A 25,810-nucleotide genomic window follows, 5' to 3' on the forward strand; every position below is an offset into this window, starting at 1 on the left:
GCCGATGCCGCAGGCCGCGGCAGCGGCTACAGGCCTCAGCCCTGGGACGACTCGACGGTTTTAGGCAGGCGCTGGTCGATGACCTGATACAGCGCGCTGCTTTCTGGCCAGTTACGCATGAAGCGCGCACGGTCGCGGGCGTAGGCCGGGGCGAAGCTGCCGAGGCTGTGGTGTTGGCACATCGAGTCCAGGTCGATCAGCGCCCAGCGGTCCTCTTGCCAGAACAGGTTGTGCCCCTTGAAGTCGCCATGGCTGATGCGTTCGCGGATCAACTCGGCAAACAGCCGGTCCAGCGCCTGCAACTCCGCTTCCGGAGCCGCGCCGCTGTCGATATAGGGCGCGAAGCGTTCGATGATGTCCGGCCCCGCCAGGTATTCGGTCACCAGATAGGCCCGGCTGCGCAGCCAGAGAAAACGCTTCTCCAGCAAGGCCAGCGGCTTGGGCGTGGCGATGCCGAGGAATGCCAGGCGATTGCCCTCCTGCCATGAATGCCAGGCCCGGCTGGGACGCCAGAAGCGCTTGAGCCAATGGGCAAAACCCTTGATGTTGTAGCGCTTGACCACCAGGGTGCGGCCCGCCACTTCGACCCGGCCGACGCTGGCGGCGCCACCGGTCTTGTACAGGTGCCCGCGGTCCAGCAGCGCGTCGGCCTGCTCCAGCACCGGTAGCATTGCCGCCTCTTCCTCGCGCCGAATCGCCCGCAAGGCGAAGGGCCCGCGCAGCACGCTGAACAGGGTGCACTCGCGACCGACCTTGTTGAGGAAATCCTTCAAGCGCCAACTGCGCACCTTGTCCACCTGCTTCTGCAAGGCCTCCAGCGGCAACGCATGCTCGGCATTGTTCAGCAGGTAATGCACCAGCAGCTCTTCGGTGAAGGGCTCCAGGCTCTTGGGCAACTGGGCGAAAAACACCCCGAGGTTTTCCAGGACCTTCTGTCGGGACAGCGGTTTGCCCGCCTGCTCCACGCAGATCCCGGCGCCGTCGATCAGGTATAGCTTGCCCTGATGACGCAGCAGGTTGTCCAGATGCAGGTCTTCCTGCCACAGGCCCTTGCCATGCAGTTCGGCGATGGCGGCCAGAGCCTCGGCGAGTACCGCCTGCTGCTGATCGGCCAACACCGGCAACGATTCCACCTGTTTCCAGGCATCGCCCAGGCTCTCGGAACCTTCCAGGAACTCGAACAGCAGCCAGCCGCCCTCGCCTTCCTTCAGGCCGTCTGCCAGCAGCAACGGTGTGGTCATGCCCTGCTCTTCAAGCAAGCGCACGCCTTGCAGCTCACGCTGGAAATGCCGCGCCGCCTTGGCGCCCACCAGTAACTTGGCCAGCACCGGACGCCCGCGCCATACACCGGCGCCGACGTAGCGCTGCCCCGGTAGCACCCGCAACAGGCTGAGCAACTGCAGCGTGGCCGGCCCGGCAGCGTCGGCCAGTTCCAGGCTCAACGGCAGGCTTGGCCCGCGGCCGGCCCGTTCAAGTTCGGACAGACGCATCAACGAGTCTCCTTGTGGCTGCGGCGTGCACTCAGGCGGTTCAGCCAGGCATCGACCAGCGAGCTGTCCCGCGGCTGATCCAGATAGGTCGCAAGCAAGGCGCGCACATCGCTCTCACTCCAGACCGGGGCGCGACGCAACAGCGGCTCCAGGTCCTTGACCCGGTCACGCTGGCCGAACAACAGCGGACGGGTCTTTTCCAGGTCGATCAATTGCGCCTGGTAACCGTCGCCGGTGGCCCGCAGGAAAATATGCTTGGGATAAAAGCAGCCGTGCACCTGGCGCACCGCGTGCAACTGGCGCGCCAGCAGGCCACAGGCCCGCAGGATCGCCGCGTGCTGGTCCGGGCTGAGCTGCGCCCATTGTTGCAGTAGCAAATCCAGGTCGTTCCAGCCATCCAGCGCCCGGGTCAGCAGAATCGCCCGGGTTTCGCCTGCCACCTTGCGCTCGCCAAAGAAGGCCGCCTGCAGCGCCGGAATACCCAGCTGCTGGTAGCGGCTGATATTGCGAAACTCACGGGCGAAACTCGGCTCGCCGAACGGCCGGTGCAGGGTCCGCGTCAGGTAGTTGCTCTGGCGCTTGAGGTAGTAGCCGTGGCCTTCCAGGTCAAGGCGATACACGCTGCTCCAGCCCCCACCATCGGTGTTGGGCTCGTCCACCGCTTCAAGTTGCTTGGCCCACAACGCGTCGAAGCTGTCGAGGCCGTGGCGCTCCAGCAACGCACGGTCCTGAGCCGCCAGGAAATCGGTCATTCGCGTCCCTCGAAAAATCTCAGCACATGCCGGATGCGGCACTTGTCCGCGGCATTCAGCCGGGTGCGCTGGCGGTACTGCAAATAGAAGCGCAGGCGCTGGGTGGCGGACAAATGATACTTGGCCACCTTGTCCAGGCACGCCAGGTCCTTGGTAATCCGGTACTTGAGCCAGAAACCGCGCCAGAAATCGCCATTGGGGCAATCGATCAGGTACAGCCGGACCTCATCGTCGATCAGCAGGTTGCGCCACTTCAAGTCGTTATGGGTGAAGCGATGCTCATGCATGATCCGCGTGTAGCGCGCCAGCTGCTGGCTGACCCGGTCCACCCAGGCCCGATCGGCCAGCAGCGGGTCGTTGCGCTCGGCCAGGACCGACAGGTCTTCGGTGCGAGGCAGCTCGCGGGTGATCATCGCCCCACGGTCGTACGCCAGGCCACGGCGCTCCAGGCCCCAGGCCACCACCTCGGCAGTGGGAATGCCCCACTTGGCGAAACGCTTGAGGTTCTGCCACTCGGACTTGACCCGCGGCTTGCCCAGATAGCGCCGCAGGTTCTTGCCGGCACCGGTGTAGCGCTTGACGTAATAGTTGATGCCGTTGCGTTCGACCCGGATGACCTCCGACAACGGGTCGCGGGTCAGGTGTTCGCCCTCGAGGGCAAAGACCGCATCCAGACTGCCGAAGTCCTGCGCCAGCTCCCGATACCCAGGTTCAAGGTTCCAACCCGCCATCAGAGCGCATCTCCGTATCGCTGCTTGCGTGCGTAGAGCTTGCTGGCCTTGCCCTCCAGCCAGGCCAGCAGAGGCGCTTCGTCGCTCAGGATCTGGCGCAACGGCTGTTGGAAATACCCCTTGAGGAAGCGCAGCTTGTCGCGCCGGGTCAGGCCGATATCCAGTGCCGAGAAATACAGCGCCGCCAGGTCCTTGTCGCGCCAGCGCCGGGTGATGGCCGGGCGGGTCTGGGCGCGGTGCAGGTCGATCACCGAGAGCTTGAAGTCATCCGGCGTCACCGGCTTGTCGGTGTGCAGCAGGAAGTGACAGATGTAGCAGTCGCGATGGTTGACCCCGGCGCGGTGCATCATGCCGGTCATGCGCGCCACTTCAGCGATCAGCGCGCGCTTGAGCCTGGGCTGCGGCGGCTGCTTGACCCAGTCGATGCTGAAGTCTTCGAGGCTGATGGTCGGCGCCAGCTCCTCGGTGACGATGAACGAATGCTGGTTGGCCGGGTTGCTGCCGCGCTCGCCATAGGCCACGGCGGTCATGGTCGGCACACCGGCTTCCTGCAGGCGTTGGATGGCCTGCCATTCCTGACCCGCGCCGAGCACCGGCAGCTTGACGGTGAGCAGGTTCTTGAAGATCTCGCCCCAACCGATACCGCGGTGAATCTTTACGAAGAACCCTTCGCCAGCCACCTCGGTACGCAAGGTACGGCGGGCTTCCAGTTCACGGTAGACCTGGCCGTCCAGACGCTCGACTTCGGCGAACGCATCGCGTCCGGCCCAAAGGGTCTTGAACGGTTCGGCAAGAATCAACTTCATCAGTGTTGCTCCGCCAGAATCACATCCGCAGCGTGCTGCGGCATGCTATAGAGGTCGGCCGTCTCGGCGAACGCCAGGCCGTTACGGCTCCAGGTCGCGCGTGCAGCGTCGTCGGTCAACATGGTGTTCAGGTATTGATTGAGCTGTCCCTGCTCCAGTGGCTCGTCCAGTACCAGGCCGCTGTCGGCCTCGGCGATGTAATGGGCATAACCGCAGACCGCGCTGACCAGCACCGGCAAGCCGGCCACCAGCGCCTCCAGCAACACGGTGCCGGTGTTTTCGTTGTACGCCGGGTGGATCAACAGATCGGCGCCCAACAGGAAACGCGGAATATCACTGCGCCCCTTGAGGAACTGCACATGCTCGCCCAGGCCCAATGCCGCGCTCTGCAATTGGAATACTTTGGGGTCGTCCTGGCCAATTACAAATAGCCGGGTGCGTTTCTTCAGCTCCGGCGGCAAGGCGGCCACGGCCTTGAGACTACGATCCACGCCCTTGGTCTTGAACCCGGAGCCGATCTGCACCAGCAGCAAGTCATCGTCTTTCAGGGCGAACTCGCGACGGAATTCGGTGCGGATCTCGGCCGCGTTGGCCGGCGCGCGACGGTCCTGGGCGATGCCTGGCGGCAGCAGGTGGAAACGCTCCACCGGGGTGTCGTAATGCTTGATGAACAGCGGCTGCTGGACCTCGGAAATCATCAGCACTTCGGTCTTGGCGTCCCGGGCGAACACCGCGCGTTCGTATTCGGCGAAGTGCCGGTAGCGGCCCCAGCGGCGGTACAGCGAATGGCGCAGGTTCTGCGCCTTGTCTTCGAAGCAGCCGTCGGCGGCGTAGTACACGTCCAGGCCGGGCATCTTGTTGAAGCCGATCAAGCGGTCCACCGGGCGCTTGGCCAGGTCGGCCTCCATCCAGGCGCTGAGCTTCTCGTTACGACGATGGTTGAAGAACGCCTTGACCGGCGCCACCAGCACCTCGAACCCCGGCGGCACATCGCCTTCCCAGATCAGCGTATAGACGCGAATCTGGTGCCCGCGTTTCTGGCACTCCAGGGCGATGCGCATGAAGTCCCGTTGCAGGCCGCCGAACGGGAAGTATTTATAAAGGACAAAAGCCAATTGCATCAGCGCAGCTCCTCAGCCAGTAACAACCTGCTCAGCCGGCTGGCGACACGCTCAGGATTCAGACGCGTGAAGCACAGCGGCCACTCGCGCTTCAGGTCGAACCGCCGCTGATCTTCAGCCGTCGGTTGATAGGTGCATTTTTTCTGCAGGCACGGCGCGCAGGGGAAGTCGCTGGCCATATGGATCTGCGCCTTGCCATAGGCACCGGTCAGGCCCGGGTTGGTCGGACCGAACAGGGAAATGGTCGGCACATCCAGCGCCGCCGCGAGATGGCCAAGCCCGGTATCCACCGCGACACAGGCCTGGGCTTGCGCCAGCACCCTGGCGACGCCCGCCAGGTTCAGCTTCGGCAGCACCGTGGCGTTGCTCAGGCCCTGGGCAATACGCTCGGCCCGGGCCTTCTCCGCCGGGTTGCCCCACGGCAGCCTGACCTCGACGCCCAGCTGGCCCATGCGTTCGGCCAGCTCGCGCCAGTAGGCTTCCGGCCAGTGCTTGGTGTCCCAGGTGGTGCCGTGCAGGAACACCACGAACGGCTTGGGCCGCGGCAACTCCACCAGTTTCTCGACGTTCAGGCCGTAATCGCCCAGGCCCTGGGGCAAGTCATACCCCAGCGCCACGGCGAACAGCTGGCGCACTCGCTCCACGGCATGCTGGCCGCGGGCGACGGCCAGTCGCCGCGAATAGAAACGCGCCGCCAGGGGTTCGCGTGCCGACTGCTTGTCCAGGCCGGCCACCGGCGCCTTGACGTAGCGCGTCAGCCAGGCGCTTTTCAGCAAGCCCTGGGCGTCGATCACCAGATCGTACTTGGTGGCACGCACGCTTTGCTTGAAGCGCCGCCACTCGCCACTCTTGATGGTCTGCCAGATGTTCTTGCGCCAGCGGCGAATCGCCACCGGGATCACTTTATCCACAGCCGGGTGCCAGGTCGGGATTTCCGCGAACCCCTCTTCCACCACCCAGTCGAACTTGATCCCCGGGATCGCCCGCGCCGCATCGGTCAGCGCCGGCAGCGCATGAATCACGTCGCCCAGGGAAGAGGTCTTGATCAACAGTACCCGCACTTACCGAACCTCGACCGCGGTGCCCTGCAACCGCTGCAAGGCCTGGTCCACCGAGTCGGGCAGCAGCTGGCGCAGGCAGTTGTAATGGCCAAAGCGGCAGGTGCGATCGAAGCACGGGCTGCACTCGATGCCCAGGCGCACGACTTCGACCTGGTCGGCCAGCGGCGGGGTGAACCCCGGAGACGTCGAACCGTACACCGCCACCAGCGGGCGATTCAGCGCCGCCGCCACGTGCATCAACCCGGAGTCGTTGGACACCACGGAATCGGCGCAGGACAACAGGTCGATGGCCTCGGCCAGGGAGGTGCCGCCGCAGAGGTTGACCGACTCTTCGCGCAGCCCAGGAATCAGCCGGGCGCGAATGTCTTCGCCGACCACGTGATCGTTCTTCGAGCCGAACAGCCAGACCTGCCAGCCCTCGCGGATCTTCAGCTCGGCAACCTTGGCGTAATGCTCGGACGGCCAGCGCTTGGCTTCGCCGAACTCGGCACCCGGACATAGCGCCAGCACCGGGCGGTCCAGGGTCAGGCCGAACTTGGCCAGCGCCGCTTCGCGGCTGGCCGGATCGATCTGCAGGTCGGGACGCGGATACGGCTTGGGCAGCTCGGCGCCCGGCTCGTAAGCCAGGGCCATGAAGCGCTCGATCATCAGCGGATAACGTTCTTTGTCCAGCGTGCGCACGTCGTTGAGCAGGCCGTAGCGGAACTCGCCACGCCAGCCGGTGCGTTGCGCGATGCCGGCAAAAAACGGCACCAGCGCCGACTTCAGCGAGTTGGGCAGCAGGATGGCCTGGTCGTACTGGCCGACCAGGGATTTGCCGATGCGCCGACGAGTCGCCAGTTCCAGCACGCCGTGGCCGAGCGGGAAGCTCAAGGCCCGCCGCACTTGCGGCATGCGCTCCAGGATCGGCCGGCTCCACTCGGGGGCCAGCACGTCGATCTCGCATTGAGGATGGCGCTGTTTCAGGCACTGGAAGAGTGTCTGCGCCATCACCATGTCACCGACCCAACTGGGCCCAACGATCAGAATATTCATGTGGTTTCCAAAAACGAACCGGGGAGGCTTACGCCTCCCCGCCTCGAGAATCCAGCCCTGCGGCATTCACCGCCGGCTCATTGTGGACGAGCCGCAACAGGGCTCGCCGGATACATTTGTGGCAACGCAGCGCACGCTGCCTAGCTTAGCCCCAGCTCGCGCCAAATCCGCAATACCTCCCGTCGCTCGCTGGCGAACTGGTCGCCGGCGATGACCCCGGCCTCGTTCTGCAAGGCCTGGCGGTGAGCCGCAGAGCGGTAGGCCTTATAGACCTCGCGCAACAGACTGGCGTCGGTCGCGGGCATCAGCCCGACTTCCTCCAGACCTTCCAGAATGCGGATATTGTCGGTGTAGCGCAGCAATGACGGGTGCTCTTGCGACCACGCCAGGGCCGCGTATTGCACCATAAATTCGATGTCGACGATACCTCCGGCGTCCTGCTTGAGGTCGAACGGCGCCGTGGCCTCGAAGGCATTTGCCGCGGTTCCGGCAGCCGTCGCCCTGGTCCCCAGGTTGTCGCGCATCTTGGCCCGCATCTCGCTGACCTCCTGCTGCAACTTGGGCAGGTCACGGGCACGACCCAGCACCGCCGCCCGCACTTTCTCGAAGGCCTGGCCGACATCCTGGCTACCCACCAGCACCCGGGCGCGCACCAGCGCCTGATGCTCCCAGGTCCAGGCCTCGTTCTCCTGATAACGGGCGAAAGCCCCCAGCGAACTCACCAGCAAGCCCGACGCCCCGGACGGCCGCAGACGCATGTCCACTTCGTACAGTTGGCCGGAGTTGGTCTGGGTGGTCAGCAGGTGAATGATCCGCTGGCCCAGGCGGGTGAAAAACTGCGCGCCGTCGATCGGTTTCGGCCCATCGGTTTCCGCCTGCGGATCGCCGTCATGGATAAACACCAGATCCAGGTCGGAACCATGCCCGAGTTCCAGGCCGCCGACTTTCCCGTAACCGACAATAATGAAGCCGGGATCGCACAAGCTGCCATCGGTGCGCTGCGGAGCGCCGTATTTGGCCACGGTCTGGCGCCAGGCCAGGGCCAGCACCTGTTCGAGGATCGCCTCGGCCAGCCAGGTCAGGTAATCGCTGACCTTCATCAACGGCAGGCTGCCGGCGATTTCCGAGGCCGCCACCCGCAGGCGGTGAGCCAGCTTGAAGTGGCGCAGTGCCTCCATCTGCTGCTCCAGGTCGTCCTCGGGAATACGCGTCAGGCGTTCGCGCAACTCGGCGGCCAGCTCCGGCGCCAGTGGCGGCTTGAACAGCCGGCCTTCGTTGAGCAACTCATCGAGCAGCAGCGGGAAACGGGTGATCTGTTCGGCGATCCACGGGCTGGCAGCACACAGGGTCAACAAGCGGCGCAAGGCCCCAGGGTTCTCGGTGAGCAGCACCAGGTAGGCAGAACGCCGCGCCACCGCCTCGACCAGCGGCAACACCCGCTCCAGCACCAGGTCCGGATCGGCATGCTCTACCGCCTGGGCCAGCAGGCGGGGAATAAAAGCGTCGAGACGCTCGCGCCCCAAACGCTGCATGGCTCGCAATTGCGGGCTGCCACGCAGGCCGGCCAGCGCCCTGAGTGCCTTGGGCGCGTCATTGAAACCGCCTTCCTGCAACTGCCGGCAGGCAGCCTCTTCGTCCTGGGCTTCTTCCCACAACGGCAGCCATTCACCGCCGACCACCACTTCGCATTCGCTGCCTTCGTCTTCATCCGGGTCGGCGATCACCTGACGGAAGTGCCATTCCACCCGACCGCGCCAATACATCAGCCGCTCATGGAACGCCGCCCAGTCGGCAAAACCCAGCATGAAGGCAATACGCGCCTGGTCCTGTGGATTGTCCGGCAACATCTGCGTCTGCCGGTCGGCGATCGCCTGGATCGCATGTTCGGTGTAACGCAGGAATTCGTAACCTTCACGCAGCTCGGCGATCACCGCGGGCGGCAGGTAACCCTGCCCCTCCAGGGTGGTCAGCACCTTTAATAGAGGACGCTGCTGCAGGCTCAGGTCGCGCCCGCCGTGGATCAGCTGGAAAGCCTGGGCGATGAACTCGACTTCACGAATCCCGCCGGAGCCCAGCTTGATATTGTCGGCCATGCCCTTGCGCCGCACTTCCTGCTGGATCAGCTGCTTCATGGTGCGCAGCGCTTCGATCGCCGAGAAGTCCAGGTAACGCCGATAGACAAAGGGCCGCAGCATGTCGAGCAACTGCGCGCCGGCGATCTGGTCACCCGCCACCACCCGCGCCTTGATCATCGCGTAGCGCTCCCAGTCGCGGCCCTGATCCTGGTAGTACTGCTCCAGTGCATTGAAGCTCAGCACCAGGGCGCCCGCCGAACCGTAGGGCCGCAGGCGCATGTCGACGCGGAACACGAAGCCGTCGACGGTCATCGGGTCCAGCGCCTTGATCAGACGCTGGCCCAGGCGGATGAAAAACTCCTGGTTATCCAGCGCACGCTTCACGCCCACGGTCTCCCCGCCTTCGGGGTAGGCGAAGATCAGGTCGATGTCGGACGACAGGTTCAGCTCGACGGCGCCCAGCTTGCCCATGCCGAGGATGACCATCTGTTGCGGCTCGCCGCTGCGTCGACCGGTAGGAACACCGAACTGCTCGCAGTGGCGCTGGTACAACCATTGATAGGCCTGGTCGATGCAGGCGTCGGCCATGTCCGAGAGGTCGCGACAGGTCTGCACCAGATCCGCCTGGCGCGTCAGGTCGCGCCAGATGATCCGCACCTGATGACGATTGCGCTGACGCCGCAGCACCCGCCCCAGCTCGTCTTCGCTGGTGGCCTGCTGCACCGCCGCAGCGATCTGCGCGCACAGCTCGCCTGGGCCGAAGCCGCGGTCGAGTTCGCCGCCGCGCACCAGCTCCAGCAACATCAAAGGGTCACGAAGGCTCTGTTCAATGAAAAAGTCGCTGGCGGCGCTCACCCGGGCGAACTCGGCCCAGCGCTCGGGGGTCCAGGCGGCGAGCCCGTGATCGTCGTCCAGGGTCGACACGGCACTACGGAACGACTGCTCCGCACGGCTGACAAAAGGCAGGAGAGTCGCTGGGAGTTCGGCAAGCGCGGGCAGGCTCATGGGCTATCCTTGATCGGCGTAGAAAGGGACGGTCGGGGCAAATTCTGCGGGCGCGGCCCTTGAAGGACTGTCGAACAAAAGTTAGAAATAGCTGAATTTTTTATTATTTTGGCAGCCAGCATCAAATTCTTACCCATTGGTGTTGGAAATCGACCAACAGTAACGATTATTCTCACAACGCAGCAGGAGGCCACAAGCCAATCTTCTGTAGTTTTACTACTCGTCTATACATTCGAAAGGCTGAAATGGCCGACGATTTGTAGTAAAACTACACGCCGCCGTATCAACCTCCGGCAATCCAAGAATTTTATCGTCTGCCCACAAGGCCAGTCGCAAACTCAGGCAACCGATTCTGGAAGCCTTTCCGCCCTGGAGCAAGCCATGCAAGACCTCGATCCCGTCGAAACCCAGGAATGGCTGGACGCCCTGGAATCGGTTCTCGACAAAGAAGGCGAAGACCGTGCTCACTACCTGATGACCCGTATGGGCGAACTCGCGACCCGCAGCGGCTCGCAACTGCCCTACGCCATCACCACGCCGTACCGCAACACGATTCCCGTCACCCACGAAGCACGCATGCCTGGCGACCTGTTCATGGAACGCCGCATTCGCTCGCTGGTACGTTGGAACGCGTTGGCCATGGTCATGCGTACGAACCTGAAAGATTCTGACCTGGGCGGTCACATCTCCAGCTTCGCTTCCAGTGCGACGCTGTATGACATCGGCTTCAACTACTTCTTCCAGGCGCCAACCGAAGAACATGGCGGCGACCTGATCTACTTCCAGGGCCACGCCTCCCCTGGCGTCTACGCTCGCGCTTTCATGGAAGGCCGCATCAGCGAAGACCAGATGAACAACTTCCGTCAGGAAGTGGACGGCAACGGCCTGTCCTCCTACCCGCACCCATGGCTGATGCCTGATTTCTGGCAGTTCCCGACCGTCTCCATGGGTCTGGGTCCGATCCAGGCGATCTACCAGGCGCGCTTCATGAAGTACCTGGAAGCCCGCGGTTTCATCCAGCCGGGCAAGCAGAAAGTCTGGTGCTTCATGGGCGACGGCGAGTGCGACGAACCGGAATCCCTGGGCGCGATCTCCCTGGCCGGCCGCGAGAAGCTGGACAACCTGATCTTCGTCATCAACTGCAACCTGCAGCGCCTCGACGGCCCGGTTCGCGGCAACGGCAAGATCATCCAGGAACTCGAAGGCGTGTTCCGTGGCGCCCAGTGGAATGTGAACAAGGTCATCTGGGGCCGTTTCTGGGACCCACTGCTGGCCAAGGACACCGACGGCATCCTGCAACGCCGCATGGACGAAGTCATCGACGGCGAGTACCAGAACTACAAGGCCAAAGACGGCGCCTTCGTGCGTGAGCACTTCTTCAACACGCCAGAACTCAAGGCGATGGTCGAAGACCTGTCCGACGACGAAATCTGGAAACTCAACCGTGGCGGCCACGACCCGTACAAGGTCTATGCGGCCTACCACGAGGCGGTCAACCACAAAGAGCAACCGACCGTCATCCTGGCCAAGACCATCAAGGGTTATGGCACCGGCGCCGGTGAAGCGAAGAACACCGCGCACAACACCAAGAAAGTCGATGTCGACAGCCTGAAGTTGTTCCGCGACCGCTTCGACATTCCGGTCAAGGACGAAGAAATCGAAAACCTGCCGTTCTTCAAGCCGGAAGAAGGCAGTGCCGAAGCCCGTTACCTGAGCGAGCGTCGTGCCGCGCTGGGCGGTTTCGTGCCTCAGCGTCGCGCCAAGAGCTTCAACATCCCGACCCCGCCACTGGATACCCTCAAGGCTATCCTCGACGGTTCGGGCGACCGTGAAATCTCCACCACCATGGCCTTCGTGCGGATCCTCGCGCAACTGGTCAAGGACAAGGAAATCGGCCAGCGCATCGTGCCGATCATCCCGGACGAAGCCCGTACCTTCGGTATGGAAGGCATGTTCCGTCAGTTGGGCATCTACTCGTCCGTCGGCCAGCTCTACGAGCCAGTCGATAAAGACCAGGTGATGTTCTACCGCGAAGACAAGAAGGGCCAGATCCTCGAGGAAGGCATCAACGAAGCGGGCGCCATGAGCTCCTTCATTGCAGCCGGTACCTCGTACTCCAGCCACAACCAGCCGATGCTGCCGTTCTACATCTTCTATTCGATGTTCGGCTTCCAGCGTATCGGCGACCTGGCCTGGGCCGCTGGCGACAGCCGTACCCGTGGCTTCCTGATCGGCGGTACCGCCGGCCGTACCACCCTCAACGGTGAAGGCCTGCAGCACGAAGACGGTCACAGCCACATGCTGGCGGGCACCATCCCGAACTGCCGTACCTTCGATCCGACCTATGGCTACGAGCTGGCGGTGATCATCCAGGACGGCATGAAGAAGATGACCGAAGAGCAACAGGACGTCTTCTACTACATCACCGTGATGAACGAGTCCTACCAGCAGCCAGCCATGCCGGCCGGTGTAGAGGAAGGCATCATCAAGGGCATGTACCTGCTCGAGGAAGACACCCGCGAAGCGGCGCACCACGTACAGCTGATGGGCTCCGGCACCATCCTGCGCGAAGTCCGTGAAGCGGCGAAGATCCTGCGTGAAGAATTCAACGTGGGCGCGGACGTCTGGAGCGTTACCAGCTTCAACGAACTGCGTCGCGATGGCCTGGCAGTCGAGCGCAGCAACCGTCTGCACCCGGGCCAGAAGCCTAAGCTGAGCTATGTCGAAGAGTGCCTGAGCGGCCGCAAGGGCCCGGTCATCGCCTCTACCGACTACATGAAGCTGTTCGCCGAACAGATTCGTCAGTGGGTCCCGTCCAAGGAATTCAAAGTCCTGGGCACCGACGGTTTCGGCCGCAGTGACAGCCGCAAGAAGCTGCGTCACTTCTTCGAAGTCGACCGTCATTTCGTGGTGTTGGCAGCCCTGGAAGCCTTGGCTGACCGTGGTGACATCGAACCTAAGGTCGTGGCCGAGGCCATCACCAAGTTCGGTATCAACCCGGAAAAACGCAACCCACTGGACTGCTGAGGAGATTTTTTGTGAGCGAACTCATTCGCGTACCTGACATCGGCAGCGGTGAAGGTGAAGTAATCGAACTGTTTGTGAAGGTCGGCGACCGTATCGAAGCCGACCAGAGCATCCTGACGCTGGAATCGGACAAGGCGAGCATGGAAGTGCCGGCGCCCAAAGCCGGCGTCATCAAGAGCCTGAAAGTGAAGCTGGGCGATCGCCTGAAAGAAGGCGACGAGCTGCTGGAACTGGAAGTCGAGGGTGCCGCGCAAGCGGCTCCTGCGCCTGCCGCTGCACCGGCTGCCAAAGCCGAGGCCAAACCGGTTGCCGCTCCTGCTGCCGCGCCAGCTGCTCCTGCCGCTGCTTCGGTTCAGCAAGTGCACGTGCCGGACATCGGTTCGTCGGGCAAGGCCCAGATCATCGAGATCCAGGTCAAGGTCGGCGACAAGGTCGAGGCTGATCAATCGTTGATCACCCTGGAATCCGACAAGGCCAGCATGGAAATCCCTTCGCCTGCCGCTGGCGTGGTCAAGGCCATCAGCGTCAAGCTCAACGACGAAGTCGGCACCGGCGACCTGATCCTGGATCTGGAAGTGGCAGGTGCTGCGGCCCCTGTTGCGGCCGCTCCGGCCCAGGCGGCTGCTCCGGCACCTGCCGCTGCGCCTGCTCCTGCGGCAGCTCCGGCTGCTCCAGTGGCCGACAGCGTCCAGGACATCCACGTCCCGGACATCGGTTCGGCCGGCAAGGCCAAGATCATCGAAGTCCTGGTCAAGGCTGGCGACAGCGTTGAAGCCGACCAGTCGCTGATCACCCTCGAGTCCGACAAGGCCAGCATGGAAATTCCATCGCCTGCCGCCGGCATCGTGGAAAGCGTTGCGATCAAGCTGGACGACGAAGTCGGTACCGGCGACCTGATCCTCAAGCTGAAGGTCAAGGGCGCGGCACCTGCTGCCGCCCCGGCTCCAACTGCCGCGGCTGCGCCAAGCGCTCCGGCACCTGCCGCTGCTGCTCCGGCTGCCGCTGCACCTGCTGCCGCCCCGGCCGCTGCACCTGCCAAGCCTGGCGCCAAAGTTCACGCAGGCCCTGCAGTGCGTCAACTGGCCCGTGAGTTCGGCGTCGAGCTGAGCGCTGTTGGCGCCAGCGGTCCGCACGGTCGCATCCTCAAGGAAGACGTGCAGGTTTACGTCAAAGCGATGATGCAAAAGGCCAAGGAAGCGCCAGCTGCTGGCGGCGCAACCGGTGGCGCGGGCATCCCGCCGATTCCGGTGGTGGACTTCAGCCGCTTCGGCGAGATCGAAGAAGTGCCGATGACCCGCCTGATGCAGGCTGGCGCATCGAACCTGCATCGCAGCTGGCTGAACGTGCCCCACGTCACCCAGTTCGACTCGGCCGATATCACCGAGCTGGAAGCCTTCCGGATCGCCCAGAAAGCCGTTGCAGAGAAGGCCGGCGTCAAGTTGACCATCCTGCCGCTGCTGCTGAAATCCTGCGCGCACCTGCTCAAGGAACTGCCGGACTTCAACAGTTCGCTGGCGCCTAGCGGCAAAGCGATCATCCGCAAGAAGTACGTGAACATCGGCTTCGCGGTCGACACTCCGGATGGCCTGCTGGTACCGGTGATCAAGAACGTCGATCAGAAGAACCTGCTGCAACTGGCTGCCGAAGCCGCTTCCCTGGCTGAAAAAGCCCGGACCAAGAAGCTCTCGGCGGACGACATGCAGGGCGCCTGCTTCACCATCTCCAGCCTCGGTCACATTGGCGGCACCGGCTTCACGCCGATCGTCAACGCACCGGAAGTGGCGATCCTCGGCGTTTCCAAGGCAACCATCCAGCCAGTCTGGGACGGCAAAGCCTTCCAGCCGAAGCTGATGCTGCCGCTGTCGCTGTCCTACGATCACCGCGTGATCAACGGCGCCGCTGCCGCACGCTTCACCAAGCGTCTGAGCGATCTGCTGGCGGATATCCGCACTATCCTGCTGTAAGACTCGGCCGGTTTCCCTGTCATGGGGAAGCCGGCCGTTGCACCCTTTTCGAGCGCCACGCTCGTACCTCAACCCCGTCGATTTGGCGGGGCTTTTTTTTGCCGAAAAATCGCTGTAACCAGCCGCCAAAGCCCGGTAAAACACCAGGAAAGATTAGCTTTCAGAAATCTTCCGTTCTGCCGATAGATTCTTATAGCACTTAGCCTTCATCTCACTTGTCAGTCAGTGCCGCATGATGCAACCTTGCCGCAGGCAACAGTAAAGAGGGCGCGAGCCCGGCGCGATCAGCATTTACCAAGCGAGTTTCCCCATGAAAAGCCAACCCGATGCCGCCAGCCGTATGGTGGCCGAGGTAGTGACGCAGTTGCCCGTGCCCTCGCGGCTCGGCATGCTGCGTTTCGAACGGCTGAATGAAGCGAGCTGGGCCCTGCTGTTTCTCGACCCGAACTGTGAACGCCAATTCGGCCTGCCCGCCGTCGAGCTCTGCGCCCTGGTCGGCTCGCCCTATGCCAGCCTGATGGAGCCGGAAGCCCGTTATCAGTTGCACGATGCGATCCAGCAGCAACTGACCCACAGCCCGCATTACCTGATTCGCTACACCCTGCACACCGCCAAGGGCTCACTCAGCCTGCTGGAACTCGGCGAAGCCTACAAACAACACAATCGACACCTGCTGCGTGGCTATTTTCTGGTGGTCGATGGCCTGCTCGACAACGATCAGCCGCTCTCCGCGCCCGACCTGGAAACCCAGAACAGTCGCCTGCAAATCGCCCTGGAACTCAATCAGCGCGCCCAGCAGGAACAACTCCAGCACCTCGAACGGGTGCGCGCCCAGCAAGACCTGATCCTGCTCCTGGCCCGCCAGCGCTATAGCGCCAACAACTCCCTGCTGGAAGCCGCCGAGCTGATCACCCGCAGCGCCTGCGACATCTACGAGATCGACTACGCCAGCATCTGGAACCTCGAAGGCCAGATGCTGGTGCCCATCTGCGTGTATCACCGTGACCTGCAGGAATACATCCTGCCGGAGACGATCGACGCCAGCGACTTCCCCGACTATCTCGAAGCCCTGCACACCAGCCGGGCCATCGATGCGCACAATGCCATGCGCGACCCGCGCACCCGGGAAATGGCCGAGAGCCTGCGCCCGCGCAATATCAACGCCATGCTCGACGCCAGTATCCGCATCGACGGCCAGGTGGTCGGCGTGCTGTGCCTGGAACAAGTGGGCAACACCCGCGCCTGGCAATCCGATGAAATCGCCTTTGCCGGCGAGCTGGCCGACCAGTTCGCCCAGGTCATCAACAACCACAACCGCCGTACCGCCACCAGCGCCCTGCACCTGTTCCAACGTGCGGTCGAGCAAAGCGCCAATGCCTTTCTGCTGGTCAATTGCGACGGCGTGGTGGAGTACGTCAACCCGAGCTTCACCGCGATCACCCAGTACAGCACCGAGGAAGTCCACGGCCATCGGCTGGCGGAACTGCCGGCGCTGGAGAACCTCAGCGAACTGCTGTTCGACGCGCCCTCCAGCCTGGCCAAGAGCAACAGCTGGCAGGGCGAGTTCAAGAGCCGGCGCAAGAACCTGGAGCCGTACTGGGGCCAGCTGTCGATCTCCAAGGTCTATGGCGACAACCGCGAACTGACCCACTACATCGGCATCTATGAAGACATCACCCAGACCAAGCTGGCCCAGCAACGCATCGAGCGCCTGGCCTACACCGACAACCTGACCAACCTGGGCAACCGCCCCGCCTTCATCCGCAACCTCGACGAACGCTTCGCCCGCGACAGCGACAGCCCCATCAGCCTGCTGCTGGTGGACATCGACAACTTCAAGCGGATCAACGACAGCCTCGGCCACCAGACCGGCGACAAGCTGCTGATCAGCCTGGCCCGGCGCCTGCGTAACAGCCTGAGCCCGAGCGGCAGCCTGGCGCGCTTCGCCAGTAACGAGTTCGCCGTGCTGCTGGACGACACCGACCTGGAGGCCGGCCAACAGATCGCCAGCCAGCTGCTGATGACTCTCGACAAGCCGATGTTCGTCGACAACCAACTCATCAGCGTCACCGGTTCCGTGGGCCTGGCCTGCGCACCGCTGCACGGCCGCGACCCGCAGACCCTGATGCGCAACGCCGGCCTGGCGCTGCACAAGGCCAAGGCCAACGGCAAACATCAGGTGCAGGTGTTTACCGAAGCCCTGAACGCCGAAGCCAGCTACAAGCTGTTCGTGGAAAACAACCTGCGCCGCGCCCTGACCCAGAACGAGCTGGACGTGTTCTACCAGCCCAAGCTGTGCCTGCGCAGCGGACGCCTGCTGGGCCTGGAGGCGCTGCTGCGCTGGAACCATCCGGAAAAGGGCATGATCCGCCCGGACCAGTTCATCAGCGTCGCCGAAGAGACCGGCCTGATCATCCCGATCGGCAAATGGATCGCGCGCCAGGCCTGCCGCATGAGCAAGCAGCTCACCGCCGCCGGCCTGGGCAATCTGCAGGTGGCGATCAACCTGTCGCCCAAGCAGTTTTCCGACCCGGACCTGGTGGCTTCCATCGCCAGCATCCTCAAGGAAGAACAGCTGCCCGCCTCGCTGCTGGAGCTGGAACTGACCGAAGGCCTGCTGCTGGAAGCCACCGAAGACACCCACCAGCAACTCGACCAGCTGAAAAAGCTCGGCCTGACCCTGGCCATGGACGACTTCGGCACCGGCTATTCGTCGCTGAGCTACTTGAAGAAATTCCCGATCGACATCATCAAGATCGATCGCAGCTTCATCCATGAAATCCCCGCCAACCAGGACGACATGGAAATCACCTCGGCGGTGATCGCCATGGCCCACAACCTGAAAATCCAGGTGGTGGCCGAGGGCATCGAAACCGCGGAGCAGCTGTCCTTCCTGCGTCGCCACCGCTGCGATGTCGGCCAGGGCTACCTGTTCGACCGGCCGATCCCCGGCTCGGAGCTGATCGACAAGCTCAAACGTTATCCGCGCGGCCCAATCGCCTGACAGCGCTGTAACACTCGGGCAAACTGCGTGTCTGGTTAATTACTCAATCCCACCCTGACTGAGAGGACTGATCATGGTTCTGCGCTCGGAAATTCTGGTGAACAAAAACGTGCTACCTACCAAAGAACAAGCCCTGCCTGGCCGCGAAACCCCGATGACCGTGCCAGCCGAACACTTCGTCAGCGGCAACCCGCTGCTGGGCCCATTCCCGGGCAACGTGGAATTCGCCATCTTCGGCCTGGGTTGCTTCTGGGGCGCGGAACGCAAGTTCTGGCAGCGCGAGGGCGTGTTCAGCACGTCGGTGGGCTACGCCGGCGGCTTTACCCCGAACCCGACCTACGAAGAAGTCTGCTCGGGCTTGACCGGCCACAGCGAAGTGGTGCTGGTGGTCTACGAGCCGGAGAAAGTCAGCTATCAGGAACTGCTGGCGATGTTCTGGGAACTGCACAACCCGACCCAGGGCATGCGCCAGGGCAACGACATCGGCACCCAGTACCGCTCGGTGATCTATGCCACCAACCCGACCCAGCTGGAGCAGGCCAAGGCCAGCGAAAAAGTGTTCCAGGCCGAGCTGACCAAGGCCGGGCTGGGCGCCATCACCACGGAAATCGAAGAAGCCCCGACCTTCTACTACGCCGAGGCCTACCACCAGCAATACCTGGCGAAGAACCCGGAAGGCTACTGCGGGATCGGCGGCACAGGCGTGACCTGCCCGATCTGACCCGTAGCCGCTGCCGAGGCACGAGGCTGCGATGCGGTCCGCAGGAGCGCCCTCGGGGGCCGCTTCGCGGCCCATCGCAGCCTCGGGCCTCGGCAGCGGCCACACCTCACATTATTCGGCGATCAGCCAATCCATCTGCCAGCCGCCCTGGGTCTGGCCCAGTTTCTGCGCCAGCCACGGCAGCAGCTCGCGCAACTCCTCTTCCAGCCCCCACGGCGGGTTGGCAATCGCCAGGCCCGAGCCGTTCAGGCTGTTGGGCGTATCCAGCGGATGCACCAGCAGTTCCACACGCAGCAGCTTCGGCGCGCCGGTACCGGCCAGGTCCTGGTAGAAGCGGCGCAGCGCCCGCTGATCCTTGACCGGGTACCAGATGGCCGCCACGGTCTGGCGCATCCGGCCGATGGCTTCTTTCAACGACGCGGCGCAACGCTGCATCTCGTCGAGCTGTTCGAACGGCGGGTCGATCAGCATCACCGCGCGCTTCTCGGCCACCGGCAGCAGCGCCCGCGCCACATGCCAGCCCTCGCCCAGGTGGACCGCCACCCGGCGATCGCCCTTCATGTTTTCCTTGAGCAGCAACCCGTCTTCCGGATGCTTCTCGTTGAGCAGCACCCGGTCCTGGGAACGGGTCAGGCGCCGCGCCAGCTCGGGCGAGCCCGGGTAATAACGCAGTTCGCCATCGGGGTTCATCTTGTGCAGCACCGCCATGTAGTCGGCGGTCAGCGCTGGCAGGTCCTGCTCGCCCCACAGGCGCGCGATGCCTTCCAGGTACTCGCCGGTGCGGTTGGCCTGATCGCCCTGGAGGTCGTACAGGCCGATGCCGGCATGACTGTCGAGGTAGGCGAACGGCTGCTCCTTGCGCGACATCAGGGCGATGAGGCGGGTCAGGGTCAGGTGTTTGAAGACGTCGGCGTGGTTGCCGGCGTGGAAGGCGTGACGATAGTTCATGGTTGCTCCTGCGCAGGGGGCGAAGTTTACCCTGTGCCACGGCCGGCGTCAGGTCGTGTCGGGAGCTTCCACGGCGCAGGCACGCCCATAAAAAAGCCCGCATCCCAGGGAATGCGGGCTTTTCGAATCACTGCAGGGTTAGCGCCTCAGCGGCTCCCGATCAGTGGTTGAGCTTGTAGTCTTTCTCGGCGGCCTCGAAACGCTGGACCATGCCGGCGCTCGGTGCGCTCATCTTGCTCACCAGCAGGATGGCCAGGCTGGCGAAGATGAAGCCCGGGATGATTTCGTACAGGCCCAGCACATTGAAGTGCTTCCACAGGATCACGGTCACGGCGCCGACGATGATGCCGGCCAGCGCGCCGTCGCGGGTCATGCCTTTCCACAGTACCGAGATCAGCACCACAGGACCGAAGGCTGCGCCGAAACCAGCCCAGGCGTAGCTGACCAGGCCCAGTACGCGGTTTTCCGGGTTGGCGGCCATGGCGATGGCGACCAGGGCAACCAGCAGCACCATTGCACGACCGACCCACACCAGCTCCAGCTGGGAAGCATGTTTACGCAGGAAGGCTTTGTAGAAGTCTTCGGTCAGGGCACTGGAGCACACCAGCAGCTGGCAGCTCAGGGTGCTCATCACCGCCGCCAGGATGGCCGACAGCAGCACACCGGCGATCCATGGGTTGAACAGGATCTTGGCCAGCTCAATGAACACCCGCTCGTGGTTCTCGGTCACGGGACCGGCCACTTCCGGGTGCGCCGAGAAGTAGGCGATACCGAAGAAGCCCACGGCCACGGTGCCGCCCAGGCACAGGATCATCCAGGTCATGGAGATACGACGGGCATTGGCGATCGACTTGACCGAATCCGCGGCCATGAAGCGTGCCAGGATGTGCGGCTGGCCGAAGTAGCCCAGCCCCCAGCCCATCAGCGAGATGATGCCGATGAAGGTGGTGTTTTTCAGCATGTCGAAGTTGCTTGGGTCCTGGGCTTCGATCGCCAGGAAGGTGGTGTCGACGCCACCGGTGGCCAGCAGCACGATGATCGGCGTCAGCAGTAGGGCGAAGATCATCAGGGTGGCTTGTACGGTGTCGGTCCAGCTCACTGCCAGGAAACCACCAACGAAGGTGTAGGCGATGGTCGCCGCGGCACCGGCCCACAGGGCGGTCTCGTAAGGCATGCCGAAGGTGCTTTCGAACAGACGGGCACCGGCGACGATGCCGGAAGCGCAGTAAATGGTGAAGAACACCAGGATCACGATCGCGGAGATGATCCGCAGCAGCCCGCTCTTGTCCTCGAAGCGGCTGGAGAAATAGTCCGGCAGCGTCAATGCATCGCCGTTGTGTTCGGTTTGTACTCGCAGACGACCGGCGACGAACAGCCAGTTCAGGTAGGCACCGACGATCAGGCCGATGGCGATCCAGCTCTCGGACAGGCCGGACATGTAGATGGCGCCCGGCAGGCCCATCAGCAACCAGCCGCTCATGTCGGAAGCACCGGCGGAAAGCGCGGTCACCACGCTACCCAGGCTGCGGCCACCGAGGATGTAGTCAGAAAGGTTGTTGGTAGAGCGATAGGCCATGAAGCCGATCAGCACCATAGCTGCGATGTAGATCACGAACGTGATCAAGGTTGGATTGCTTGCACTCATTGAGTTACGCCCTGGCTTTGTTTTTATGTAGCGGCGGTCAGCACCATCGCTCTCAAACGGCTACGTTTGAGAGACGACTGGGTACTCCGCGCATTTATGACTGATGTTTCCCCAGGAAAGCCATCAGCCGATGAACCGGTCGCGAGGGCCGGTTGCACCTTGGGCGCGAATGCTATTCAACAACTCAAAGAAGGTGCAACCTGTTTCGCGAGAATAAGTTGCACCCAAGCGATTTTTCCGGCGAACGCCCCGTTTTTGCTCCTTTTTGGAGCAAAAACCCATCGCGACAGAATTAAAAGCACCAAGCAGAAGCGCCGCCCAGGGACCGGAAATTAATTCCTGATGAGCTGCCAATTATTCCGATAAAAAACAGGTTGCACCCGGTTGCACCTCTCTCGGCTCACGGCTAATCTTGCCGCCAGCTGATGCCACGCAACCGTGGTAAACATGAGGATAAAAATATGGCTACCACCACCCTTGGGGTCAAACTCGACGACCCGACCCGCGAACGCCTGAAGGCTGCCGCGACCTCGATCGATCGCACGCCGCACTGGCTGATCAAGCAGGCAATTTTCAATTACCTGGAAAAACTCGAGGGTGGTGCAACCCTGACCGAGCTGAGCGGTTCGACCCGCACCGACGGCGATGACGCTGGCGAAGTGCAGACCGACCACGCCCACCAGTGCTTCCTCGAATTCGCCGAAAGCATCCTGCCGCAATCGGTGCTGCGCGCTTCGATCACCGCTGCTTATCGCCGTCCGGAACCGGAAGTGGTGCCGATGCTGCTGGAGCAGGCGCGCCTGCCGGCCACCATGGCCGAAGCCACCAACAAGCTGGCCGCGACCATCGCCGAAAAACTGCGCAACCAGAAGAGCGCCGGCGGCCGTGCCGGTATCGTCCAGGGCCTGCTGCAGGAATTCTCCCTGTCGTCCCAGGAAGGCGTGGCCCTGATGTGCCTGGCCGAAGCCCTGCTGCGCATCCCGGACAAAGGCACCCGTGACGCGCTGATCCGCGACAAGATCAGCACCGGCAACTGGCAGCCGCACCTGGGCAACAGCCCGTCGCTGTTCGTCAACGCCGCCACCTGGGGCCTTTTGCTGACCGGCAAGCTGGTCGCCACCCATAACGAAGCCGGCCTGACCTCGTCCCTGAGCCGCATCATCGGCAAGAGCGGCGAGCCGATGATCCGCAAGGGCGTCGACATGGCCATGCGCCTGATGGGCGAGCAGTTCGTCACCGGCGAAACCATCGCCGAAGCCCTGGCCAATGCGAGCAAGTTCGAAGCCAAGGGCTTCCGTTACTCCTACGACATGCTCGGCGAAGCGGCACTGACCGAGCACGACGCGCAGAAATACCTGGCGTCCTACGAGCAGGCCATCCATTCGATCGGCAAGGCGTCCCACGGTCGTGGCATCTATGAAGGCCCGGGCATCTCGATCAAGCTCTCGGCCCTGCACCCGCGCTACAGCCGCGCCCAGTACGAGCGCGTGATGGACGAGCTGTACCCGCGCCTGCTGTCGCTGACCCTGCTGGCCAAGCAATACGATATCGGCCTGAACATCGACGCCGAAGAAGCCGACCGCCTGGAGCTGTCGCTGGATCTGCTCGAGCGCCTGTGCTTCGAACCGCAGCTGACCGGCTGGAACGGCATCGGCTTCGTGATCCAGGCCTACCAGAAGCGCTGCCCGTATGTGATCGACTATGTGATCGACCTGGCGCGCCGCAGCCGTCACCGCCTGATGATCCGCCTGGTGAAAGGCGCCTACTGGGACAGCGAGATCAAGCGCGCCCAGGTCGAAGGCCTGGAAGGCTATCCGGTCTACACCCGCAAGGTGTACACCGACGTGTCCTATATCGCTTGCGCCCGCAAGCTGCTGTCGGTACCGGAAGTCATCTACCCGCAGTTCGCCACCCACAACGCCCACACCCTGTCGGCCATCTACCACATCGCCGGTCAGAACTATTACCCGGGCCAGTACGAGTTCCAGTGCCTGCACGGCATGGGCGAACCGCTGTACGAACAGGTAGTAGGCAAGGTTGCCGATGGCAAGCTGAACCGTCCGTGCCGCGTGTACGCCCCGGTCGGCACCCACGAAACCCTGCTGGCCTACCTGGTACGCCGCCTGCTGGAAAACGGCGCCAACACCTCGTTCGTCAACCGCATCGCCGACCAGTCGATCTCCATCCAGGAACTGGTGGCCGACCCGGTCAGCCAGATCGAGCAGATGGCGACCCTGGAAGGCGGCTTCGGCCTGCCACATCCGCGCATTCCATTGCCGCGCGACCTGTACGGCAGCGAGCGCGCCAACTCCGCCGGCATCGACATGGCCAACGAACACCGTCTGGCGTCGTTGTCCTGCGCCCTGCTGGCCACCGCCCACAACCACTGGAAAGCCGCGCCGATGCTCGGTTGCGCCTCCAGCAGCGAAACCCCGGCGCCGGTCTTGAACCCGTCCGATCACCGCGACGTGGTCGGCCACGTACAGGAAGCCACGGTCGAGGACGTCGACAACGCCATCCAGTGCGCGCTGAACGCCGCGCCGATCTGGCAGGCCACACCGCCGGCCGAGCGCGCCGCGATCCTTGAACGCGCCGCCGACCTGATGGAAGGCGAGATCCAGCCGCTGATGGGCCTGCTGGCCCGCGAAGCCGGCAAGACTTTCGCCAACGCCATCGCCGAAGTGCGCGAAGCCGTGGACTTCCTGCGCTACTACGCGGTGCAGGCGCGCAACGATTTCAGCAACGACGCGCACCGCCCACTGGGCCCGGTGGTCTGCATCAGCCCGTGGAACTTCCCGCTGGCGATCTTCAGCGGCCAGGTCGCCGCCGCCCTGGCCGCCGGTAACCCGGTACTGGCCAAGCCGGCCGAACAGACGCCACTGGTCGCCGCACAAGCGGTGCGCCTGATGCTCGAAGCCGGCATTCCGGAAGGCGTGCTGCAACTGCTGCCGGGCCGTGGCGAAACCGTCGGTGCCCGCCTGGTCGGCGACGATCGGGTCAAGGGCGTGATGTTCACCGGTTCCACCGAAGTCGCGCGCCTGCTGCAACGCAACGTCGCCGGCCGCCTGGACGCCCAGGGCCGGCCAATCCCGCTGATCGCCGAAACCGGTGGCCAGAACGCGATGATCGTCGACTCCTCGGCCCTGACCGAACAAGTGGTGATCGATGTCGTCTCCTCGGCCTTCGACAGCGCCGGCCAGCGTTGCTCGGCCCTGCGCGTGCTGTGCCTGCAGGAAGACTCCGCCGACCGCGTGATCGAAATGCTCAAGGGCGCCATGGCGGAAAGTCGCCTAGGCAACCCGGAGCGCCTGTCCGTGGACATCGGCCCGGTGATCGACGCCGAAGCCAAGGCCGGCATCGAGAAACACATCCAGGCCATGCGCGACAAAGGCCGCAGCGTGTATCAGGTGGCGATCGCCGATGGCGAAGAGATCAAGCGCGGCACCTTCGTGATGCCGACTTTGATCGAGCTGGAAAGCTTCGACGAGCTGCAACGGGAGATCTTCGGCCCGGTGCTGCACGTGGTGCGCTACAAGCGCAAGGACATCGACCAGCTGATCGCGCAGATCAACGCTTCCGGCTACGGCCTGACCCTGGGCGTGCATACCCGCATCGACGAAACCATCGCCAAGGTGATCGACAACGTCAACGCCGGTAACGTCTACGTCAACCGCAACATCGTCGGTGCCGTGGTCGGCGTGCAGCCATTCGGCGGCGAAGGCCTGTCGGGCACCGGCCCGAAAGCCGGCGGTCCGCTGTACCTGTACCGCCTGCTGTCGACCCGTCCGACCGACGCCATCGAGCAGTCGTTCGCCCGTGGCGACGCCCTGAATGCCCCGGATGTGCGCCTGCGTGACGCCATGAGCAAGCCGCTGAACGTCCTGCAAGCCTGGGCCGACAGCAACAAGCTGGCGGACCTCAGCGCCCTATGCGTACAGTTCGCGGCGCAGTCGCAGAGCGGTGTCACCCGCGTGCTGGCGGGCCCGACCGGCGAACGCAACAGCTACGCCATCCTGCCGCGCGAACACGTGCTGTGCCTGGCGGAAGTCGAAGGCGACCTGCTGACTCAACTGGCTGCGGTCCTGGCCGTGGGTGGTTCGGCGGTCTGGTCGGAAGGTGAACCGGGCAAGGCGCTCTACGCCCGCCTGCCTGCGGAGGTGCAAGCGCGCATCCAGCGCGTGGCCGACTGGACCAAGGACGACGTGGTGTTCGATGCGGTCCTGCATCACGGCGACTCCGACCAGCTGCGCGCGGTCTGCCAGCAAGTGGCCAAGCGCGCCGGCGCCATCGTCGGGGTTCACGGCCTGTCGCAAGGCGAAACCTCGATTGCCCTGGAACGCCTGGTGATCGAACGCGCCTTGAGCGTCAACACCGCGGCGGCCGGCGGTAACGCCAGCCTGATGACCATCGGCTGAAACCGATAGT

Annotated in this window: 15 protein-coding genes; 5 read left to right on the plus strand and 10 right to left on the minus strand. The window is 63.6% G+C overall.

All coding sequences use genetic code 11. The features are described from left to right. Positions 1 to 35: 35 nt before the first annotated feature. From AC07VU_RS08570 to glnE, 8 genes are all read right to left on the minus strand, one after another. Positions 36 to 1,490 carry a lipopolysaccharide kinase InaA family protein gene (locus AC07VU_RS08570; RefSeq protein ID WP_274305339.1) on the minus strand — a complete coding sequence of 485 codons (1,455 nt, stop codon included), beginning with the start codon at positions 1,488 to 1,490 and terminating at the stop codon, positions 36 to 38. Then, the gene (locus AC07VU_RS08575) at positions 1,490 to 2,242 is read right to left on the minus strand and encodes a lipopolysaccharide kinase InaA family protein (protein ID WP_495029732.1); all 753 of its coding nucleotides are present in this window, start codon (positions 2,240 to 2,242) and stop codon (positions 1,490 to 1,492) included. The genes AC07VU_RS08570 and AC07VU_RS08575 overlap by 1 nt, the downstream gene beginning before the upstream one ends. Beyond that, positions 2,239 to 2,973 carry a lipopolysaccharide kinase InaA family protein gene (locus tag AC07VU_RS08580; protein ID WP_007926795.1) on the minus strand — a complete coding sequence of 245 codons (735 nt, stop codon included), beginning with the start codon at positions 2,971 to 2,973 and terminating at the stop codon, positions 2,239 to 2,241. The genes AC07VU_RS08575 and AC07VU_RS08580 overlap by 4 nt, the downstream gene beginning before the upstream one ends. Then, complete coding sequence (rfaP, locus tag AC07VU_RS08585; RefSeq protein ID WP_274305337.1) at positions 2,973 to 3,779, minus strand: lipopolysaccharide core heptose(I) kinase RfaP; 807 nt, start codon at positions 3,777 to 3,779, stop codon at positions 2,973 to 2,975. The genes AC07VU_RS08580 and rfaP overlap by 1 nt, the downstream gene beginning before the upstream one ends. After that, entirely contained in the window at positions 3,779 to 4,900 is a 1,122-nt protein-coding gene (locus AC07VU_RS08590) for a glycosyltransferase family 4 protein (protein WP_457275499.1), read from the minus strand. Before AC07VU_RS08590 ends, rfaP begins: the two co-directional genes overlap by 1 nt. Next, positions 4,900 to 5,961: a lipopolysaccharide heptosyltransferase I gene (waaC, locus tag AC07VU_RS08595; RefSeq protein WP_085533580.1), complete on the minus strand. Its 1,062-nt coding sequence runs from the start codon at positions 5,959 to 5,961 to the stop codon at positions 4,900 to 4,902. Before waaC ends, AC07VU_RS08590 begins: the two co-directional genes overlap by 1 nt. Beyond that, positions 5,962 to 6,996: a lipopolysaccharide heptosyltransferase II gene (gene waaF, locus AC07VU_RS08600; RefSeq protein ID WP_007926799.1), complete on the minus strand. Its 1,035-nt coding sequence runs from the start codon at positions 6,994 to 6,996 to the stop codon at positions 5,962 to 5,964. 140 nt (positions 6,997 to 7,136) lie between these two features. Then, positions 7,137 to 10,076, minus strand: a complete 2,940-nt coding sequence (glnE, locus tag AC07VU_RS08605) for a bifunctional [glutamate--ammonia ligase]-adenylyl-L-tyrosine phosphorylase/[glutamate--ammonia-ligase] adenylyltransferase (RefSeq protein ID WP_274305335.1) — start codon at positions 10,074 to 10,076, stop codon at positions 7,137 to 7,139. 381 nt (positions 10,077 to 10,457) lie between these two features. Here glnE and aceE point away from each other — a divergent pair, with 381 nt between their 5' ends. The 4 genes from aceE to msrA all read left to right on the plus strand — a co-directional run bounded on the left by aceE (position 10,458) and on the right by msrA (position 18,792). After that, positions 10,458 to 13,103 carry a pyruvate dehydrogenase (acetyl-transferring), homodimeric type gene (gene aceE / locus AC07VU_RS08610; protein WP_007926801.1) on the plus strand — a complete coding sequence of 882 codons (2,646 nt, stop codon included), beginning with the start codon at positions 10,458 to 10,460 and terminating at the stop codon, positions 13,101 to 13,103. Between the two features lie 11 nt (positions 13,104 to 13,114). Then, positions 13,115 to 15,067 carry a dihydrolipoyllysine-residue acetyltransferase gene (gene aceF, locus AC07VU_RS08615; RefSeq protein ID WP_274305334.1) on the plus strand — a complete coding sequence of 651 codons (1,953 nt, stop codon included), beginning with the start codon at positions 13,115 to 13,117 and terminating at the stop codon, positions 15,065 to 15,067. Between the two features lie 310 nt (positions 15,068 to 15,377). Next, a complete protein-coding gene (locus tag AC07VU_RS08620) occupies positions 15,378 to 18,071 on the plus strand; it encodes a putative bifunctional diguanylate cyclase/phosphodiesterase (protein ID WP_053259386.1) in 2,694 nt (897 codons plus the stop codon). A 73-nt stretch (positions 18,072 to 18,144) separates the two neighbouring features. Beyond that, positions 18,145 to 18,792, plus strand: coding sequence for a peptide-methionine (S)-S-oxide reductase MsrA (msrA, locus tag AC07VU_RS08625; protein WP_495029733.1), 648 nt, complete (start codon positions 18,145 to 18,147; stop codon positions 18,790 to 18,792). A 111-nt stretch (positions 18,793 to 18,903) separates the two neighbouring features. Here the strand turns inward: msrA and AC07VU_RS08630 are convergent, their stop codons facing one another. Both AC07VU_RS08630 and putP read right to left on the minus strand, forming a co-directional pair. Continuing rightward, positions 18,904 to 19,740 (minus strand): 23S rRNA (adenine(2030)-N(6))-methyltransferase RlmJ, encoded by an 837-nt coding sequence (locus AC07VU_RS08630; protein WP_007926805.1) that lies wholly within the window; start codon positions 19,738 to 19,740, stop codon positions 18,904 to 18,906. 160 nt (positions 19,741 to 19,900) lie between these two features. After that, the gene (gene putP / locus AC07VU_RS08635; RefSeq protein WP_007926806.1) at positions 19,901 to 21,385 is read right to left on the minus strand and encodes a sodium/proline symporter PutP; all 1,485 of its coding nucleotides are present in this window, start codon (positions 21,383 to 21,385) and stop codon (positions 19,901 to 19,903) included. A 461-nt stretch (positions 21,386 to 21,846) separates the two neighbouring features. Between putP and putA the strand changes: the two genes are divergently transcribed. Continuing rightward, positions 21,847 to 25,800, plus strand: coding sequence for a trifunctional transcriptional regulator/proline dehydrogenase/L-glutamate gamma-semialdehyde dehydrogenase (putA, locus tag AC07VU_RS08640; protein ID WP_495029734.1), 3,954 nt, complete (start codon positions 21,847 to 21,849; stop codon positions 25,798 to 25,800). Positions 25,801 to 25,810 lie beyond the last annotated feature (10 nt).

This window comes from Pseudomonas sp. GW821-FHT02B10 (assembly GCF_059421865.1).